Genomic DNA, 16,954 nt, shown 5'->3' with positions numbered 1-16,954 from the left:
AGAATGTTATGGAAGAATTCAATTCGATGAAGGAAATTCTTGACAAGTACGGAAAATATACGGGCTTAACAAAGGGCGTTTCGATGCAACCTATGATTCATCAGGGCAAGGATAACATTATTGTAGTTAAGACCAATGAAAGATTAAAAAAATACGATGTGCCTGTCTATATAAACAGCAATGGTCAATATGTAATGCACAGGGTTGTTGAGGTTCACGATGATCATTACATAATTATGGGTGATAATTGTAATTACAAGGAACACGTTACTGACGATAAAATTTGCGGTAAGCTTGTAGGTTATTATCATTTTGGGAAAAAGTATATTGATCTGGAAAAAAATATAGGATATAAGCTTTATTCAAGAATTTGGGTTGCTTTGATACCTATAAGACCGTTTACCATGTTTCTGAACAGATGTCTTAATTTTGTAGACAAACGAACATTTAAGAGGTACACAAGTGGAACAGAATAAAAGAATTTCAAAATCGGATTTACCTACATTAAAGTGGTTGTGGAATATATTTCATAAAGAGCGTTGGCACGTATTTGTTATTACAATTACCTGTTCTATTAATGCCGTATTAACCATAGTATTTGCCGATTGTTCAAAAAAGATAATCAATGCGGCAACCGAAGAACACTCGTTGGAACGAGTTGTTCAATGTGCCATCAATTTTCTTATTCTCATTATGGTTCAGCTGATTCTTACGCTTATTACAAGAAGCTTTAATGAAAGATGTAAGGCGAGAATTGAGGTAACACTTCGAAAGCATATTCTTGACACAATAATAAGGAAGGATTATCAGGAAGTAACAAAGTATCATACCGGTGAAATTCAAAACCGTATGACAAGCGATGTCGAAACTATTTCATATGGCTTTACCTCACTTTTACCCAACCTGATGTATTTTGTGCTAAAGCTTTTGTGTGCCTTTATATATCTTGTTGTAATTGATAAGCTTTTTACAGTTGTATTTCTTGTAGCGGGTTTGATTATATTTTTATGTAGCTTCATTTTTAGAGGAATAATAAAAAAGCTTCATAAAAGGGTTCAGGAATCCGAGGGAAGAGTTCGCTCGTATATTCAGGAAATATTGACGTCGTTGCTTGTAGTTAAGTCGTTTGATGTTGAAGATAAGGTAACACAGCAAGCCGACATTCTTATGGAAAATAATTATAAAATCAAGATGAAAAGGCGTGTCTTTGGTATTCTTTCAAATGCGGGAATATCAACAACCTTTAATCTCGGATATGTTTTTGCTCTTGCGTACGGTGCATACAGGCTTGTCAACGGAATAGACTACGGTACGGTTGTGTCTATGCTTCAGCTTGTAAATCAGATTCAACAGCCGTTTGCATCACTTTCAAATATGCTGCCAAATTATTTCGGCTTGCTTGCATCAGCCGAAAGAATTATTGAGCTTGATAAAATCAATGATGAATTTGAGCATAACAATTCCGATATTAATGCAATAGATACATATGATAAGCTAAAATCGATCAATTTTGAAAATATCACATTTGGATATGACAGAGATGTTATTCTTGATAACACATCGCTCAAGATAGACAAGGGCGATTTTGTGGCAATTATGGGCATATCGGGTATAGGCAAATCCACCTTGTTAAAGCTCTTGCTTGGTGTATTCCGTATCGATTCGGGCAGTATTACCCTTGATGTCGGTAATGAAACAATCCCTGTTGACTGCCATACAAGAAAGATGTTCTCCTATGTTCCGCAGGGTAATTTCCTGCTATCCGGCTCAATAAGAGATAACCTTACATTTATAAATTCCGATGTAACCGATGAGGAAATCAAGGAGGCTGTAAGGATTTCCTGTGCAGATCAATTTGTATATGATTTGCCGCAGCAGCTCGACACAGTGATAGGTGAGCATGGAATAGGACTGTCGGAGGGACAGCTTCAGCGTCTTGCTATTGCCCGTTCAATTCTATCTAAATCACCGATTATGCTTCTTGATGAGGCAACATCGGCTCTTGATGAGGCAACAGAGCTTAGATTTTTGAAAAATCTTAAGGAAATGCAGGACAAAACCTGTATAATCGTTTCTCATAAAACCGCTGCTCTTGAGATTTGCAACAAGCATATCAAGATTATTGACAGCAAAATTGTTTTGGAGGAAAAGTAATGCTGATGACAAAATGGGGCGAGGATTTGTGTAAGAATAATCCTTTGTCAGAATATCCAAGACCGCAGTTTGAGCGTAAAAGCTTTCTAAACTTAAACGGTATTTGGCAGTGTGATTTTTGTGAGTCTGAGGAAATTCCCGATAGCTTTTCCTACGATATAGTGGTTCCGTTTTCTCCTGAAGCACCTCTTTCGGGTGTTAACAGAACACTTAAGGAAAATGAGTATTTAATCTATCAAAAGGTCTTCGATTTACCGGATAATTTCAATAAAGGTAGAGTTTTTATTAATTTCGGTGCTGTTGACCAAATTGCGAAGGTTTATATCAACGGAAATTTTGTCGGAGTACACCACGGTGGATACACTCCGTTCTCGTTTGAGATTTCCGATTATATCTGCCAACACAATGTGCTTAATGTTGTTGTTAGGGATTTGACAGAGAAAAACGAGTACCTAAGAGGTAAGCAGAAAACAAATCGCGGAGGTATTTGGTATACTGCCCAAAGCGGAATATGGCAAACCGTTTGGCTCGAAAGTACTCCTGACGAATATATTAAGAGTGTACGGATTACTCCGGACATTGATAATGAAAGAGTAGTGTTTGAGGCAGAGGGCGGCATTACCGTTCAAAAGCTTATTTACGACGGTGATGACCTTATTGCAGATACAACCGATAATACCGTTGTTATTGATAACCCAAAGCTTTGGTCACCCGATAATCCGTTTTTGTACAAGGTTGTGTTTAAGTACAAAAAGGATACTGTTTATTCATATTTCGGTATGCGAAAGTTTTCTGTCGGTACTGACGATGACGGTGTTCCTCGTCTTATGCTTAACAATAAACCATACTTTATGAACGGTCTGCTTGATCAGGGCTATTATCCTGACGGATACCTTACTCCGCCGTCAAATAAGGCAATGGAGTTTGATGTAAGCTCTGTTAAGAAATTAGGCTTTAATATGCTGCGAAAGCACATTAAAATTGAGCCGATGCTTTGGTACCATTACTGTGATGTCAATGGCATTATTGTATGGCAGGATATGATTAACGGTGGCGGAAATTACGGCTTGGAGGTAAGTGTAATTCCTTTTGTGGGAATTAATCTTGACGATAGTAATTACAAAATCTTTAAGCGTACAAATGATGCTGCCCGCAAGCTTTATTATGAGGAGCTAAAGGAAATGATTAATGCTCTTTATAACTGCCCATGTATTGCTGTTTGGGCACCGTTTAATGAGGGATGGGGACAGTTTGACAGTAATTATGCCTATATGCTCATAAGGTCTATGGATAATACAAGAATAGTAGACAGCGCATCGGGTTGGCACGACAGAGGCGATACCGATATAATCTCGAAGCATATTTACTTTACTCCTATTAAAGTTCGTTCGGGTGATAAGCCTTGGTGTTTAACGGAGTTTGGTGGTTTAAGCACAAGAGTTAAGGGACATACCTTTAATGACAAAATGTTCGGCTACAAGATATTCAACTCAAAGGAAGGCTTAACCAAGGCATTTGCCAATTTGTATGAAAAAACAATTATTCCGCAAATAAAGGATGGCTTGTCTGCAACTGTTTATACTCAGGTAACGGATGTTGAGGATGAGCTTAACGGTCTGTTTACTTATGACAGAAAGGTACAAAAAATTGATACCGATGTTATTAAAAGCATAAATGAAAGGATTAAAATATAATGAAAGCAATTATCAAAACAAATAAAGGCGATATGACGTTTGAACTCAATCCAACCGCTGCTCCTAAAACGGTTGAGAATTTTTCAACTCATGCAAAAAACGGATATTATAACGGTCTTATTTTTCATAGAGTAATTAAGGACTTTATGATTCAGGGCGGCGACCCAACCGGAACAGGTATGGGCGGTGAATCAATTTGGGGCAAGAGCTTTGAGGATGAATTTTCACTTGATGCTCGTAATTATTACGGGGCATTATCTATGGCTAATGCAGGTCCAAATACAAACGGCTCACAGTTCTTTATCGTTCAGGCAAAGGAGGTTCCTGCCTCAATGCTTGCACAAATGGAGGACTTAAAGGACAACGGTTTTCCGCAAGAGGTAATTGATACCTACAGGGAAAAGGGCGGTACTCCTTGGCTTGATTTCCACCATACAGTATTTGGAATGATTATCGACGGTACAGACGTTCTTGAGGATATTGCATCAACAAAAACAGGTATGAATGACAAGCCTGTTTTCGATGTTGTAATTGATACCATTGAAATTATTGAATAAGATACCCTTATACTAATATATTTTTTGACAAATTATACTCCCTTAATGTTCTATAATCAGAATGTAAAGGGGGTTATTTTTATTGTTGTTTATGTTGATATTCTTCTTATAGTTAATTTTTTTGTAAATCTGCTTTTATTGCAAATAACCTGCCTCGTTTCAAAGCGAAGCCCAAAGCTGTATAGGATTATCATTTCATCTTGCATTGGCTCGCTGTATTCTCTCATTATATTTGTTGACAATCTTAATGCCGTTTTGTGTGAGTTATCAAAGCTAATAGCTTCTGCTGTTATGGTGCTTGCAGCATTTGGCTTCAGACGAGTGCTTGTGTTTGTCAAGCAGCTTTTGATTTTTTATTTCAGCAGTGTAATTCTTCTCGGCGTTGTTATGCTTGCGTGCTTTGCTTTTAGACTAAGATTTGTAGCAGTAAACAACTCGGTGATGTATTTTGATGTTTCATCTGCAATGCTGATAACCTGTGCGGTGCTGGCGTACATAGTATCATCAATTATTATATGGTTATATAATCGGTCACTGTCGAAAAACGAACTGTATATTCTTAAGATTGAAAACAGTGGATGTAATGTAACATTATCTGCTTTTTTAGATACCGGTAATAGATTGAGGGAGCCTTTTTCAAACAGTCCCGTAATAATTGTAAATTCTTCAAAAATATCGGCAGGGGATAAGCAGATTAGAATTGTACCTGTAACAACAGTGTCCGGTACATCGTTTTTGCAGGCATTTAAGCCTGATAAGATTGTATTAAAGTATAATTCCCGTGAAGAGATTATTGAAAATGCCTATATTGCTTTAAGCGACGATTTGGGTGACAAGTCATTTAACGCAATACTTAATCACGATATTTTATCAATTTGAGGTGTACATATGAAAAATATAATAGTAAAAATGATAGGTAAGCTTTTTGCAAAAAACTGCTGTCATTATATCAACGGACCCGATACATTGCCACCACCGCTGAGCAAGGAAAAGGAGCAGGAAATTATGCTGGAAATAGCCTGCGGTGATGAAAGCAATAAGGATTTGCTTGTTGTGCATAATCTTCGCCTTGTGGTATACATAGCAAAAAAATATGAGTGCCCAACGGCAACAACAGAGGATTTGGTATCAATCGGTACAATAGGTCTGATGAAAGCCGTAAACACCTTTGATTTCACAAAAAACATTAAGCTTGCAACCTATGCTTCAAGATGTATAGAAAACGAAATTTTGATGTATTTAAGAAAGGCAGGTAACTCAAAAATAGAGCTTTCGTTTGACGAACCGCTTAGTACAGATTGGGACGGAAACGAAATGACGCTTCGTGATGTGCTGGGCACGGAGCCTGATGAAATATGCCAAAATATTGAATACGAGGATGAAAAGAAGCTACTGCGAAAAATTGTGTCAGAGCTTCCCGAAAAAGAGCAAAATATTATGTTCAATCGCTTTGGCTTAAACGGGTATAAGCCGTTAACTCAAAAACAGCTTGCCGACAAGCTTTCCATATCTCAATCATACATTTCAAGGCTTGAAAAAAAGATAATAGCAAGTATTAAAAAGGAATTTGATAAGGCACAAAAAATAACCAAGTGATATATCTCCTTGACTTTTGATTTTTTGCGTGATAAAATTTACAAAGGAAATAATATAAATTTGTATTTTTATATGCATTTAGCATAAAATTAAGAGGAATTCGGCTTGAAGGTTTTAATTGTAAATTTGATTTTATACACAAGTGAAACTGAAAATATTGCTCGCGTTGAGTCCATAAAGGACACTATGATTTATGACCTGTGTCTTGCTTTTCACAAAAAGGGCATAGATGTTACTCTTGCCGCTGCACAGGACTATAAGCCGAGCGTTGATGAGGATTATCCATTTGAAATCAAGTGGTTTAAGTCTGTGTATAAAAACATTTTCAAGCCGAATCTTTTGCCGTTTTGTCCGGGTATTGCAGAATATGCATCGCAGGAAAATTTTGATTTAATTATTTCAAGCGAGGTTTTTTCATTAAGTACCCTCGCACTTGTAAGAAAATTTCCCAACAAGGTTATCGCTTGGCACGAAATTGCAAAGCATAATCGTTTTCTAAAGCAAATTCCGTCAAAGGCTTGGTATAATCTTATCGCAAAAAAATATTTCAAAAACACCTTGGTTGTCGCTCGAAGCAATGAGGCGCGCAGCTTTATTTCTAATTATTGCAAAAACGTCAGTCGAACCGTTGTTGACCACGGAGTTAATCTTGAAAAGTTTGAGGCAAGGTCCGATAAGGAAAACTACTTTATTGTTTCATCACAGCTTATAAAAAGAAAAAGAATAAATCTGATTATTGAGAAGTTTAATAATTATCTCAAAAAATATGATTCTACCGCAAAGCTTTACATAATGGGTGAGGGCGAGGAACGTTCGTCTCTTGAAGCTCAGGTAAATAAATTAGGTATTGAAGAAAATGTATTGTTTTTCGGAAAGATGCCTCACGCTCAACTAAAGGAATATCTTGCTGGTGCTATGGCAATGCTTGTTTATACCGAAAAGGATAACAATATGATTTCAATAGTTGAGTCGCTTGCATGCACAACACCTGTGATAACTACCTGCGTTCCATACAACGCTTCATATATCAGCAAATACAATTTGGGAATTGCCGATTCAAATTGGAACGAGGAGGATTTGCATAGAATTGCAAGCAATGAAAAATATTATGTTGATAACTGTGTGGAGTATAGGCATAATCTATCCGATGAAAGTAAGGTTGATACCTTTCTTCACCTTGCTCAAGAGCTGTAAGATTAATTATTCATACCTTAGGAGTATTATTTATGAAATCTATTTGCTATGTTGTTCCGTATTTCGGTAAGTTTCCCGTAAGCTTTCCGCTTTGGCTTGTCAGCTGTGGGGCTAATCCTACTGTTGATTGGCTCATTTTTACCGATGATACAACACCGTACGATTATCCTCAAAATGTTAAGGTTAATTACTGCTCGTTTGATGATATGAGAAAAAGAATACAGGAAAAATTTGATTTTCCTGTTGTGATTGACCGAGGCTGGAAGCTTTGCGATTTTCGTGATGCCTACGGTGAGATTTTTGAGGAGGAGCTTAAGGGATACGATTTTTGGGGACATTGCGATTGTGATTTGATGTGGGGCAATATCCGTAAATTTTTGACCGATGACGTTCTTGAAAAATACGAAAAGGTCGGCTTTTACGGTCACTCTACCTTGTACAAAAACACTCCCGAGGTCAATTCAAGGCATAGGGTAGAAATAGACGGATTGCTAAATTACAAAACCGTGTATTCAACATCACAGTCGTTTGGCTTTGACGAAACAGGCATCGAGAATATCTATAAGCATCTTGGTATAGATTATTATAAAGAGGTTCACTTTGCAAACCTCACAAAGTACGAAACCAAGTTTCATCTTGATTGCTTTCCCGATGAGGACGAATACAAGAATAACCGACAGGTATTTACCTGGAAGGACGGAACGCTTCTGCGCCATTATGTTCATAACGGTAAGATTTATGACGAGGAATTTTATTATATCCATTTTTGGTGCAGACCGATGAGCTATAAGGTTTCAAATTATTCCGATAAGGCAGAGTATTTGATTTATTCGGACGTTGTTACCGATAAGCCGTTTAAGCTAACACAAAAGCTTATTAACGCAAAGGGAGTAAGTCATCCCTTAGCCTTTTACGCAAAGAGCCTTTGGCAGAATCGCCATAAGCTGACTCCGGAGCGTATAATATTTAACATAAAGGGTTCATTAAAATCCAAAAAATAATAAAAAGAAAAAATATCTTGAAATCCGTTTCAATAAATGCTATTATAATTAGCAGTTGCACAGGATTTAGGTAGCGATACCCCGGTGTGAAAATTTAATATAGAAAAAATCAGACTCAAACGAGCCTGATTTGAATAAATGCAGGTATGGTGGAATTGGCAGACACGCTAGATTTAGGATCTAGTGGGAAACCGTGCAGGTTCAAGTCCTGTTACCTGCACCATAAAAAGCAGATACCATTTTGGGTATCTGCTTTTTATTATTTATATAAAACAGGACTTGAACCTGTGAAGGTCTGAGCGTTAATAAAACAGTATGAAAAATTATTCAGCATAAAAAGCCTTTGCTTCAAATTTTCCAAATATAATTTTATCATTCGGCTTGCCGATTATGTTTTCAACAAAATCAGTTTGCACAGTTACATTGAACAAATCCGATATTATACGACAGGTTTGCTCCTGCTCTGAGCAGTTGTACATTTTAATGATATATCCCTTTTTGTCTTCACTCTTTTTAACAGAATCAATGATTATTTTATCATTGTCGGTTTTTATGAAGCTTTTGGATATATCGCTTTTTGCTGTATTGCCGATGCTGATAACAGGTGTGTTGAATTCAAATGCTTTTTCATAAACCCTTGAATCGTCAACCTGACCTGTGTGCGTGTATAAAGCATACCTAAAATGATGCTCGCCGATGTCTGCTTTTTTACCCGGATAATTTGGCGAGCGTAAAACATTCATACTGATATTTGAATCCCATATTCTGTAACCGTACTTGCAGTCGTTGATAAGTGAAATACCGTTTGCCTTTCCTGAAAGGTCGCACCATTTATGAGCGCTGACCTCAAACATTGCACGGCTTATTGAATCATTATGAGTGGTAGGTCTTTTTATATGACCGTACTGAATTTGATAGCTTGCAAAGTCGTTTTCAACTGTAACAGGAAAATCAACGCGAAGCATTTTGTTTTTCTCGTTCCAGTTCACATATGTATCAAACTGAACAGTATCATCGCATAATCTTACAACCTGCTTAATAACAGAATTGCTTACTGAAAATTCTAATTCAACAGCATCATCACGATAGGTCATAGATTTCAGCTTTGCTGTTTCGGGCTCAAATGCATAGTAGTAAACGGGTTCAATATCCCAGCAATCACCGGTATCGTTATAAAGCTTGAATACATTGATAATTCCGTTTGCATATTCCTTGCTTTGCTTTTTGTCATAAAGGCTTATTATTTCTCCCTTTTCGGAAAATACAACCTTTATAAAGCTGTTTTCAAGAGTGTTACCGTTACGGCAGGCATTCTCTTGACTGTCAATTTTAGAAGAAACACCCATTGGTTCAATTCCGTTTCTTTTCCAAGGAAGAGAATTGAAATATAACGACGAATTGTAATAATCTGAAATTGCCTTGCAGGCTTTTTCGGTTAATGTCTTTGTTTTGTTATAGATTATTTCATATCGTTTAACAGATTCGTCATACACTCTTGCAATAGAAGAGCCCGGAAGAATATCGTGGAATTGATACAACAGAGTTTCCTTCCAAAGTGTTTCGATTTCTTCAAAAGGATAATCGAAGCCGCAAAGCTTTTCGGCAACACTGCTGAAAAATTCACAGTCACGAAGTGCAATTTCCATTTTTCTGTTATATTTTTTATTTTTCGCCTGCGTTGTATATGTACCTCTGTGGCGTTCCAAATAAAGCTCGCCCTGATAAGTAGGATAATTTTTTCTGTTTAGTCCGAGCTTTTCCATAAACTCATCAGTTGAAACGGTGTTGATTTTAGGCAGACCTTTGAGATTTTTTACTCTTTTAAGCCTTTCTAAATGGTCCATAGACGGTCCACCACCGCCGTCACCTACACCGTACGCCATCATAGCATTATTTGAAACTGACTTTTCCTTATATGTATTTTGAACTCTAAGCATTTCCTCGGGAGTTAATGGTCCGTTATATGTATTTGCAGGAAGAAGATGTGCAAGTACGCAACTACCATCAGTACCCTTCCAGTTAAATGTTTGATAAGGAAATTCATTAACCGTATTCCAAGAAAGCTTTTGTGTAATAAAATAGTCAATCCCGCATTTTTTAACAATCTGGGGCAGTGAACCGCTGTAACCGAATGTGTCGGGCAACCAAAGAACATTGCTGTTTATTCCAAATTCATTCTTGAAAAACTTTTTACCGTAAAGGAATTGACGAATTAACGATTCTGCACAGGGGAGATTAACATCGCTTTCAACCCAAGCAGCACCCTGAATTGTAATTTTTCCCTGCTTAACGGCTTTTGTAATTCTTGAATAAAGCTCAGGATACCCTTCTTTCATCCACAGGAAAAGCTGCGCTTGACTTGCACCGAAAACATAGTCGTTGTATTTTTCAGTATAAAACAATTGACTTGAAAAGGTTCTTGCGCCCTTTCTTTTAGTTTCTCTGATAGGCCAAAGCCACGCAAGGTCAAGATGTCCGTGACCGTGAGCAGTTATTTCAAAATCACTCTCGCTTGGTTTGTCCAAAATTTTTCCGAACTCGTTATGAGCAGAGGCATAATACTTCTTTAATATAAAATTGTGAGCATTGTCAATTGCCTGTGCAATTTCAAATCTGTATTCTGCGTCATTTTCTGTTAAGCTGTCAAAAAGACCGAGCAAAACCTCCAAATCATACTTGACCTGTCTTATATCATCTCTGCATGCAGCCGTTTCAAGAAGCATAATTTCTCCGCTGTTACAAAGGTTTCCCTGCAAATCGTTGCAAGCACCGTCAATATAGAAATCTATTTTGTCGTTTTTGATTATGCTTTCTGTAATAGGTATAACCTTTTTAACAGGCAAACCGAATTCGTATGCAAATTCACTTGCATATGTTGTAATTCCCTTAATAAGCGTGCCGTCATTTGCGTAAACCAAGCCTTCTCCCGAAATATCAATAAGGCAGACTGCGTTATCCTGCTTTGGAATATCGCCTGTAATATGAAACCAACCGCAGTCAAAGACAGTATCACTCCACACATCGCCGACATTTAGCACCATATGTTCGCCGTTTTCTTTGTGTTCAAAGTCAATGGGCTCGGCAGTCTTCCACACCTCGCAATTTAGAGGTGCGATTTTTTTATACATCTTATTTTCCAAGGAAGATAGCCATTTTGGTGCGAGGTTGCATACCCTCATCATCAAACGAAGCTTATCGTCCGTTAATTTACTGTTTACAATGCTTTGTCGGGACGCTTCGCGTATTTTTCTGTCGAAGCCTGCTTTAATTCTGTTAACTCTCGTCTCGTTTCGTTTCATCATAGTATCACCTTAATCAATTTCTTTAATTATGATTATCCTGTTATAGTCGGCGCATCGTACCTCTAAATCAATGCCGACATTCATAAGGTATGCTCCGCTTTTTTCATATGTTTCATTGTTAACAGTAAGTGTATATCGCTTCGCTTCATCAAGTCCGTCAAATCGCATAGGAACGGCTTTTTTGAAAAATCTAGTTCCGTTTGAGGCAATGAAAGCAACACTTTTTGTTTTTTCGTCATTTACATATTGATTGAAAAGTATTTCGTCTTCATCAATATCCATATTTCTGTAAAGATTGCCAAACTGAACAAGCTCCCTTATTTCCTTATATAAAGCAATATTTCTTTTGCAGATTTCCAAATCCTTTTCGGAATACTTTGTTAAATCACCGCCGATACCGAGAGCGCCTTGCATTGCAATATTAAATCTAAAATCAAGTGAGCACGGCTTATTGTACCAATTAATATCAGTAACCCAGGCTCTCATTGTTTTTATCGGTCTTAAAAGAGAATATCCCTTTTGAATTACCATACGGTCAATAGCATCCGTGTTGTCACTTGTCCACACCTGGTCATAATGCATAAGTGCACCGTAGTCGGAGCGTCCACCGCCCGATGCACAGCTTTCTATTGCCACATCGGGATGGAGTGCCTTGAGCTTATCCACTATATCATACACTGCCTTTGTATGAAGATACCAAAGCATTTGCGGACATTCAAGATTTTCTGCACCTGTTTCTGAAAACGGTCTGTTCATATCCCATTTTACATATTTGATGTTGTGGTTAGACAGTAAATCATTAAGGCAGTTGAATATGTATTCCTGAACATCTGTCCTTGTCATATTCAGCACAAGCTGATGACGAAGTTCACAGGCATATCTTGTATCGTAATGATATGCCCAGTCGGGATGATTTCTAAACAGGTCGCTGTCCTTGTTTACCATCTCCGGTTCAACCCAAATACCGAAATCCATACCAAGCTCATTAACATTATTGATAAGTTCGTCAAGTCCGTTTGGAAATTTGTCTTTATTAACAAACCAGTCGCCAAGTCCTGCACGATCATTATTTCTCTTTCCAAACCAACCGTCGTCCATAACAAAAAGCTCAACGCCTATTTTGGAGGCAACCTCAGCCAATGCTGTCTGCCCCTCAATGCTTACATCAAATTCCGTAGCCTCCCAAGAATTGTAAAGCACAGGCAGGGGCTTATCGTTAAAGCTTTTAGGAAGAACATTATTGATTGCAAATTTATGCATCTGCCTTGACATTTCGCCAAAGCCTTGGGTGTAACCGCAAAATACCTTTGGTGTTTCAAATTCTTCGCCCGCTTTTAATTCAAACAGAAAATCAAAATCACTGATACCGATTATAACTCTTGTGGTGCTGAATAAATCTCTTTCAGCCTTAACCTTAAAATTACCGCTGTATGCAAGGGTAGCAAAATAAACATCGCCGCTTTTTTCATCAGAATTTTGATATGCTATAAAGTACGGTGACTGATTATGACCTGATGTGCCTTTTCGGCTTTCACTTACAAATGTACTGCCTTCGAGTGTTGTATTGGTTTCAATATTTTCACCACCCCATGCACCATTTGTATTCTTAAAGGTGTATGGCTTTTTTGAGGGGAGATTAAATTCCGCACTGAAAAGCTTATCAAAGTATATAGGTTCCTCACATTTATTCTTAACCGTAGTCTACCTTGTGATAATATCGCAGTCATCACAAATCTCATAGTTAAGAGTAATTGTCAACGGATAGTGCTTATCTGAAAAATTCAGTTTAAGCGTATTTCCGTCTACATCGTATCCGTCAAATTTCAGGTTTATTTCACGGCAACCGTCCGAAAATTTCGCTTTGATTGAACTGCCTCTGTACATTGTCTGTCCGAACGGTGTATACTCTTGTTTGTAATCATCAAGCATTGAGTGGTTTGAATTTTCATCTCTGCCTTCTTTTATAAAATAATCCTCGGCATTACACTTTTTGCCCCAGTGTATGTGACGGTTATATCCGTATTTGTCAACACCTAAAACATAATGGGTTTTTTTTGTTTCAAGAACAAAAATGTTGTTTTTGCAAATTATCATTATGATTTTCTCCTTAAATTTGACTTAATTTATATTTTTAGCTATTATTAAAATATCACATAAATACCTTTATATAAATGTGAAATATTATGTATTTTGTTAGGATTATAATTATGATTGAGAAATTTAAGAATTTTTCTGCCTTAAATAATGAAAATGATCCGCTTAAAATAGATATTGTTGGCGAAACATATTGCGATAAAACCTTCAAAATTGAAAGAGCATGCTCCGACTTGAATGCATTGGAATTTATCATAGACGGAAAGGGAACTCTTGATATTGACGGTCAGCATCTTGTGCCCGAAAAAAGCGATATTTTCTTTTTGAAGGTTGGAAGTAGGCATAAATATAAATCAGACGGTAATAACCCTTGGCACAAATTATGGATAGTTTTTACAGGTGATTTTGCCGACAGCCTGATTAATTGTTATTTGCCGAAGGATACATATTTGTTCAAAAACTGTGACTCCGTAAAAAAATATTTTGAAGAAATCGTTGAAATATCACGGCAGGACATACCTTATGATTTAATGGTAAATAAAATAACTATAAATCTTATGCATATTTTTATGTATATAAGAAATCGCATATTAATAGAAAATGCAGATTTGCCCGATATTATCAGAAAAAAGCTTGATGAATGTGTTGAAAGCTATTTTAATCTTGATAAGCTTTGTGAAAATATGAATTATTCAAAAAACTATATTATCAATGTTTTTAAGAATAAATACAAAATTACTCCTTATCAGTATTATTTAGATAAAAAAATTGACGCGGCAAAAACATATTTAACTCATACAAATGTAAGTATAGGCACTATTTCAAAAACACTTCATTATGCTGATCAGCAGTATTTTTCTTCAAGCTTCAAAAAAACCGTAGGCTGTTCTCCTGTTGAATACAGAAGGAAAACGAGAAAAGAGTAATTACCGAATAATAGTTATAATCCTAACATTATGAGTGATATTGCTTATTTATATAGGCAGTATAATGTGGTATTTTATAAATGCAAAAGGGGATGAAAATATGGAAAAGCCGTTTTCCTTTTATCTTGTAACGGATACTCATTATTTTGACAGCTCGTTTAAGTCAACCGGCGAGGCTTATGAAAAAAGAAGCGTAACCGACCAAAAATGCATTGCCGAAACGCCAGCAATAATTGACGCAGGCTTTGAGCAGATAGCACAGGATAAGGATACAGATGTTATTCTTATCCCCGGTGATTTGGTTTACAGAGGCGAGTACCAAAGCCATATAGGCTTTCGGGAAAGGCTGTATAATCTCAAAGAGCAGGGCAAAAAAATTTATTTGATAACCGCCCGTCACGATTATTGCGAGGACGATGAACCCTGCGAATTTGACGGCAACGAGACGATAAGCGTTAAGGGTATGCCAAGAGCCCAGCTGAGAGATTTTTATAAGGATTTCGGATTTGACGACGCAATAAGCGAGCACCGTGACAGTATGAGCTATGTTGCGCAAATAGCAGACGGAATAAGACTTCTTGCTCTTAACTGCGACGGCGACTGCAAGAATTTTAAGGGCTTGTGGGACGACCAAATGAAATGGGCACTTGAAGAAATAAAAAAAGCTCATGAAAGCGGTAATTACATATTCGCAATGACGCACTATCCGCTTTTGCCTTTCTCGCCTATTATGAATTTGATAGGCGATGCAAAGCTGACCGATTGGGAAAAGCGTGCCAATGAATTTGCCGACGCAGGTCTTGACCTTATATTCACAGGTCATATGCATGCGCAGGCAATTACCGATTACACCACTGAAAAAGGAAATACAATAACCGATGTGCAAACAGGCTGCTTTGTCGGCTGTCCGTGTGCATACAGAAAGGTAACAATTAAAGAAGGCAAGGCAGAAATTAAATCATATACCATTGATGATTTTGAATACGATAAGCAGGGCAAAACCGCCAAGGAGTATTTTGAGTGGCGCTTCAACCGAATGATAAATTACAAAATGGATGAAATTCTGCCCTCTCCCGCAAAGAAAATTCTTGACGGCTTTACACTTAAAAAGTTAGGCAGACTGCTTTGCTTCAAGGTCGATAAAAGTATTGAAAACCGCCTTGCAAGAGATGTAGGAATAGAGCTTGTAAGAAATATTTTTGTCGGCAATGAGCCATATGTAAAGGGCACGCCGATGTATGAGGCAATGGAAAAGCTGCTTAAAAGACTTCATCCCGTTACTCATATAGTCGAAAAGAAAATGGGCGCAAAAAATCTCGTGCTGTCGGACATTGACACTTTCATTCTGTCAATGATAGGCGACGAAAAGCAACGGGATTACGAAGCTGTTATTGATATTAATTGTAATAATTTTAATAGGTAATAATTATGACAGATTAGGAGGGCTTATGAAAAGCTATGAGATAAATATTCGTGATCCTTTTGTGTTGGTCGAGGATGATACATATTATATGTATGGAACAAGGGCACAGAATTTTGGCAGGTTTGTCGGCGGTGTTGATGTTTATACCTCAAAGGATTTAGAAAATTGGAGCGAGCCTGTTGAGTGCTTTAATTCTATTGAATTTGATATGAACAAAGAGGTCGTTTGGGCACCTGAGGTGCATAAATACAACGATGCGTACTATATGCTCGTTACCCTAACAGACGGTATGCGAGGAACCTATGCCTTAAAGTCCGATAGTCCTCTCGGTCCGTTTAAGCCTCATAGTGACGGCAAGCTGACGCCGACAGAATGGGAATGTCTTGACGGCACACTATATATTGAAAATAATGTGCCTTATCTTGTTTTTTGCCACGAGCACACACAAATTTATGACGGTGCAATGTGCTATATTCAGTTAAGCGATGATTTAACTCATTCTGTCGGAGAGCCTGTAACAATGTTTAGGGCAACAGATCCCAAATGGGTTAAAGTAAAAATTCCTTTTAAGCATTATATTACTGACGGTCCGTTTATGTTTAGAACAAAGGATAACGTGCTTCTTATGATTTGGTCAACCTTTATTAATAATAAGTATGCCGAATGTGTTGTTCGCTTCAATGACGGTACAATTAAAGGGAGCTTTGAGCATATCGAACCGCTTATTGATGATGACGGCGGTCACGGGATGATTTTTGGAACAAACAACAAAATTTATTTAACATATCACACGCCGAATAAAACAGGCTCGGAGCACCCTGCGTTTATTGAGTTAATCGACAATTGCGATAGCTTGAAAAAGAAATTATAATCAAGAGAAAAATTATATAAACAATTATACGAAGGTAGTTGTTGTATTTTATATATGGTTGAGGGAATAAAAAAGCAGATTGAATTTGAATGTTCAATCTGTTTTTTTATTCATCCTTCAGGGCTTTGTTTATTGTATTGAG

13 protein-coding genes, 1 tRNA gene and 1 pseudogene are annotated in these 16,954 nt (G+C 37.3%); 12 read left to right on the top strand and 3 right to left on the bottom strand.

What is annotated here, in order from left to right; all coding sequences use genetic code 11:
• The first annotated feature begins 8 nt into the window (after nucleotides 1-8).
• The 9 genes from Q0P34_RS05120 to Q0P34_RS05080 all read left to right on the top strand — a co-directional run bounded on the left by Q0P34_RS05120 (nucleotide 9) and on the right by Q0P34_RS05080 (nucleotide 8,419).
• Complete coding sequence (locus tag Q0P34_RS05120; protein ID WP_294953818.1) at nucleotides 9-476, top strand: S24/S26 family peptidase; 468 nt, start codon at nucleotides 9-11, stop codon at nucleotides 474-476.
• On the top strand, nucleotides 463-2,154 hold the full coding sequence (locus Q0P34_RS05115; RefSeq protein WP_294953815.1) for an ABC transporter ATP-binding protein: 1,692 nt from the start codon (nucleotides 463-465) through the stop codon (nucleotides 2,152-2,154). Before Q0P34_RS05120 ends, Q0P34_RS05115 begins: the two co-directional genes overlap by 14 nt.
• On the top strand, nucleotides 2,154-3,848 hold the full coding sequence (locus tag Q0P34_RS05110) for a sugar-binding domain-containing protein (RefSeq protein WP_294953812.1): 1,695 nt from the start codon (nucleotides 2,154-2,156) through the stop codon (nucleotides 3,846-3,848). Before Q0P34_RS05115 ends, Q0P34_RS05110 begins: the two co-directional genes overlap by 1 nt.
• Nucleotides 3,848-4,405, top strand: coding sequence for a peptidylprolyl isomerase (locus Q0P34_RS05105; RefSeq protein WP_294953810.1), 558 nt, complete (start codon nucleotides 3,848-3,850; stop codon nucleotides 4,403-4,405). The genes Q0P34_RS05110 and Q0P34_RS05105 overlap by 1 nt, the downstream gene beginning before the upstream one ends.
• 45 nt (nucleotides 4,406-4,450) lie before the next feature.
• Nucleotides 4,451-5,284: a sigma-E processing peptidase SpoIIGA gene (locus tag Q0P34_RS05100; protein ID WP_294953808.1), complete on the top strand. Its 834-nt coding sequence runs from the start codon at nucleotides 4,451-4,453 to the stop codon at nucleotides 5,282-5,284.
• A gap of 9 nt (nucleotides 5,285-5,293) precedes the next feature.
• The gene (locus Q0P34_RS05095) at nucleotides 5,294-6,001 is read left to right on the top strand and encodes a sigma-70 family RNA polymerase sigma factor (RefSeq protein WP_294953806.1); all 708 of its coding nucleotides are present in this window, start codon (nucleotides 5,294-5,296) and stop codon (nucleotides 5,999-6,001) included.
• A 105-nt stretch (nucleotides 6,002-6,106) separates the two neighbouring features.
• Nucleotides 6,107-7,195, top strand: coding sequence for a glycosyltransferase (locus tag Q0P34_RS05090; protein ID WP_294953803.1), 1,089 nt, complete (start codon nucleotides 6,107-6,109; stop codon nucleotides 7,193-7,195).
• Nucleotides 7,196-7,227: 32 nt separating this feature from the next.
• Nucleotides 7,228-8,196: a DUF6625 family protein gene (locus Q0P34_RS05085; protein WP_294953801.1), complete on the top strand. Its 969-nt coding sequence runs from the start codon at nucleotides 7,228-7,230 to the stop codon at nucleotides 8,194-8,196.
• 140 nt (nucleotides 8,197-8,336) lie between these two features.
• Nucleotides 8,337-8,419, top strand: a tRNA-Leu gene (locus tag Q0P34_RS05080).
• Nucleotides 8,420-8,519: 100 nt separating this feature from the next.
• Here the strand turns inward: Q0P34_RS05080 and Q0P34_RS05075 are convergent.
• From Q0P34_RS05075 to Q0P34_RS05065, 3 genes and pseudogenes are all read right to left on the bottom strand, one after another.
• Entirely contained in the window at nucleotides 8,520-11,498 is a 2,979-nt protein-coding gene (locus tag Q0P34_RS05075; RefSeq protein ID WP_294953798.1) for a glycoside hydrolase family 38 C-terminal domain-containing protein, read from the bottom strand.
• Between the two features lie 9 nt (nucleotides 11,499-11,507).
• On the bottom strand, nucleotides 11,508-11,780 hold the full coding sequence (locus Q0P34_RS05070) for a GH36 C-terminal domain-containing protein (protein ID WP_294953894.1): 273 nt from the start codon (nucleotides 11,778-11,780) through the stop codon (nucleotides 11,508-11,510).
• A gap of 27 nt (nucleotides 11,781-11,807) precedes the next feature.
• Nucleotides 11,808-13,592: pseudogene (locus Q0P34_RS05065) on the bottom strand (alpha-galactosidase); the annotation flags it as partial.
• A 113-nt stretch (nucleotides 13,593-13,705) separates the two neighbouring features.
• Here Q0P34_RS05065 and Q0P34_RS05060 point away from each other — a divergent pair.
• The 3 genes from Q0P34_RS05060 to Q0P34_RS05050 all read left to right on the top strand — a co-directional run bounded on the left by Q0P34_RS05060 (nucleotide 13,706) and on the right by Q0P34_RS05050 (nucleotide 16,812).
• A complete protein-coding gene (locus Q0P34_RS05060) occupies nucleotides 13,706-14,518 on the top strand; it encodes an AraC family transcriptional regulator (protein WP_294953795.1) in 813 nt (270 codons plus the stop codon).
• A gap of 100 nt (nucleotides 14,519-14,618) precedes the next feature.
• On the top strand, nucleotides 14,619-15,941 hold the full coding sequence (locus Q0P34_RS05055; RefSeq protein WP_294953793.1) for a metallophosphoesterase: 1,323 nt from the start codon (nucleotides 14,619-14,621) through the stop codon (nucleotides 15,939-15,941).
• A 25-nt stretch (nucleotides 15,942-15,966) separates the two neighbouring features.
• Nucleotides 15,967-16,812 carry a glycoside hydrolase family 43 protein gene (locus Q0P34_RS05050; RefSeq protein ID WP_294953790.1) on the top strand — a complete coding sequence of 282 codons (846 nt, stop codon included), beginning with the start codon at nucleotides 15,967-15,969 and terminating at the stop codon, nucleotides 16,810-16,812.
• Nucleotides 16,813-16,954: the final 142 nt, after the last annotated feature.

Source organism: uncultured Eubacterium sp. (assembly GCF_945980375.1).
GTDB lineage: Bacteria > Bacillota > Clostridia > Oscillospirales > Acutalibacteraceae > Eubacterium_R.
The sequence above is the reverse complement of the archived record's forward strand: the minus strand, read 5'-3'. Positions and strand labels throughout refer to the sequence as shown.